Origin of the sequence: Stenotrophomonas acidaminiphila (assembly GCF_001431595.1) — a bacterium.
GTDB classification, from domain to species: Bacteria; Pseudomonadota; Gammaproteobacteria; order Xanthomonadales; family Xanthomonadaceae; genus Stenotrophomonas; species Stenotrophomonas acidaminiphila.
This window is the reverse complement of the sequence record NZ_LDJO01000093.1, coordinates 1-1941: the sequence shown is the minus strand read 5'-3', so window position 1 is coordinate 1941 and position 1941 is coordinate 1. Positions and strand designations below refer to the sequence as shown.

Here is a 1941-nt window from a genome sequence, read left to right as displayed (position 1 = left end):
GCTGCGACCGCCTGACCATCTCGCCGGACCTGCTGGAAAAGCTCGACGCCGACCTGGGCGAGCTGCCGCGCAAGCTGGTGCCGGCCGCCGCCGAGGCGGTGGACGTCGCGCCGATCGACCAGGCGCGGTTCGATGCGGACATGGCCGCCGACCCGATGGCCACCGAGAAGCTGGCCACCGGCATCGATGCCTTCGCCAAGGACCTGCAGGCGCTGCGCCAGCGCATTGCCGACGAACTGGCCTGAGCCGGCGATGATGGCGATGCGCTCACGGCTCCTGCGTCTGCTCGCCACCGGCCAGTGCCTGCTGGCCAGCGCCTGTGCCACGCCGGCCGCGCGCGAGCCGGTGGCCGAGCTCGGCCCCTTCGTCGCCCTGCCGCAGCCGTTGCCGGCCGCGGCCTACTGATTCCCCGCAGGTTACGTTACCGGTTGCTCTCTCCCTCCCTCCGGTATCGCCACGACCGTGCCGGCATGGCACGGTCGTTTTTTTTTGCCGGGGAAGAACCGGGGGCCGCGTCGGATTCCCCGAGGCCACCGGCGTCAGGGGGAAAGTAGAGCATTCGACTCCGCCCGCAGGTTTTGCCGGGCTCCCGGTTTTACCGGTTTGATGGCGGAGCCAGCGGCCAGCGGCCGGCGGCCGCCGCCTCACTCAGGCGTTGCGGTTGTGGGCACGCAGCGCGCGCTGCTTCTCGCGGGCCCAGTCGCGGTCCTTGGCCGCATCGCGCTTGTCGTGGGCCTGCTTGCCCTTGGCCAGTGCGATTTCCAGCTTGATCCGGTTCTTGCTCCAGTACATCGCGGTCGGTACCAGCGTGTAGCCGTCGCGCTCCACCCGGCCGATGAGCTTGTCGATCTCGCGCCGGTGCAGGAGCAGCTTGCGCTGGCGCCGGTCCTCCGGAACGGTATGGGTGGATGCCTGGATCAATGGCGTGATCTGCGCGCCGATCAGGAAGATCTCGCCGTCCTTCACGTAGGCGTAGGCGTCGGTCATGTTGCCGCGCCCGGCGCGGATGGCCTTGATCTCCCAGCCCTGCAGCACCAGCCCGGCCTCGAAACGCTCCTCCAGGTGGTATTCATGGCGCGCGCGCTTGTTCAGCGCGATGGTTTTGTCGGCCTGCGCGTTCTTTGCTTTATCCTTACCGGGTTTCTTGCTCATTTCCGTATTGTCTCCGATTCGGAGGCTTTCCGAACATCCGTCCGTATCCCGCATGCCTATCATCCGCCGCAGCGCCCTGGTCGAACAGCCGGCCGAGCGCATGTTCGACCTGGTCAACGACGTTGCCGCCTATCCGCGGCGTTTCCGCTGGTGTGAAGCGGCGCAGATCCTGGAATCGGGCCCGGAGCGCCTGGTGGCACGCCTGGACCTGGGGCTGGGGTCGTTCCGCACCTGGTTCATGACCGAGAACACGCTGCAGCGCCCGGGCAGCATCGACATGCAGTTGAAGGACGGCCCGTTCAAGCGCCTGCATGGCCGCTGGCAGTTCCAGCCATTGTCCGACGCCGCCTGCAAGGTGAGCCTGGAGCTGGAGTTCGAGCCGACCTCGCGCCTGCTCGGGCCGGCGCTGGCACTGGGCTTCCAGGGGCTGGCCGACCGCATGGTCAATGATTTCGTGCGCGTGGCCGAGCAGGGGGGCTGAGGCATGCGCGTGGAGGTGGTGCTGGCCTGGCCGGAGCGCTGCCTGCGGCGGGAGCTGGTGCTGCCGGAAGGGAGTACGGTCGCCGACGCCGTGGCGGAGGCGGCGCTGGATGCCGCTGGCGAATCCGTGGCCATGGCGGTGCATGGCGTACTGGCGCGGCCGCAGCAGGTGCTGCACGACGGCGACCGCGTCGAACTGCTCAGGCCACTGCTGGCCGACCCCAAGGAAAACCGCCGCCGGCGGGCGCGCGGCGGCGATTGATGCGGTGCGTGGCGCCTGGAATCAGCGGCCGCCGCGCTTCTTCTTGT

The 1941-nt window shown here is 68.8% G+C and carries 5 protein-coding genes; 4 read left to right on the top strand and 1 reads right to left on the bottom strand.

Translation table 11 applies throughout. The features are described 5' to 3' along the window. Both ABB33_RS17600 and ABB33_RS18810 read left to right on the top strand, forming a co-directional pair. Window positions 1-245, top strand: a 245-nt coding sequence (locus ABB33_RS17600; protein WP_275452958.1) for a transaldolase family protein, incomplete at its 5' end; no start/stop codon positions are given. Between the two features lie 16 nt (window positions 246-261). Continuing rightward, window positions 262-405: a hypothetical protein gene (locus ABB33_RS18810; protein WP_161809441.1), complete on the top strand. Its 144-nt coding sequence runs from the start codon at window positions 262-264 to the stop codon at window positions 403-405. A gap of 243 nt (window positions 406-648) precedes the next feature. Here the strand turns inward: ABB33_RS18810 and smpB are convergent, their stop codons facing one another. Next, complete coding sequence (gene smpB / locus ABB33_RS17595) at window positions 649-1152, bottom strand: SsrA-binding protein SmpB (protein ID WP_054666626.1); 504 nt, start codon at window positions 1150-1152, stop codon at window positions 649-651. Window positions 1153-1204: 52 nt separating this feature from the next. On the opposite strand from smpB, the gene ABB33_RS17590 reads away from it, so the two are divergent. Continuing rightward, the gene (locus ABB33_RS17590) at window positions 1205-1633 is read left to right on the top strand and encodes a type II toxin-antitoxin system RatA family toxin (RefSeq protein WP_056932956.1); all 429 of its coding nucleotides are present in this window, start codon (window positions 1205-1207) and stop codon (window positions 1631-1633) included. A gap of 3 nt (window positions 1634-1636) precedes the next feature. Then, window positions 1637-1894 carry an RnfH family protein gene (locus ABB33_RS17585; RefSeq protein WP_054666623.1) on the top strand — a complete coding sequence of 86 codons (258 nt, stop codon included), beginning with the start codon at window positions 1637-1639 and terminating at the stop codon, window positions 1892-1894. The last annotated feature ends 47 nt before the right edge of the window (window positions 1895-1941 follow it).

Bases quoted from the DNA above. Each gene is read 5' to 3' on its own strand.
- ABB33_RS18810 (WP_161809441.1), top strand. From the start codon at position 262: ATGCGCTCACGGCTCCTGCGTCTGCTCGCCACCGGCCAGTGCCTGCTG.
- smpB (WP_054666626.1), bottom strand. From the start codon at position 1,152: ATGAGCAAGAAACCCGGTAAGGATAAAGCAAAGAACGCGCAGGCCGAC.
- ABB33_RS17590 (WP_056932956.1), top strand. From the start codon at position 1,205: ATGCCTATCATCCGCCGCAGCGCCCTGGTCGAACAGCCGGCCGAGCGC.
- ABB33_RS17585 (WP_054666623.1), top strand. From the start codon at position 1,637: ATGCGCGTGGAGGTGGTGCTGGCCTGGCCGGAGCGCTGCCTGCGGCGG.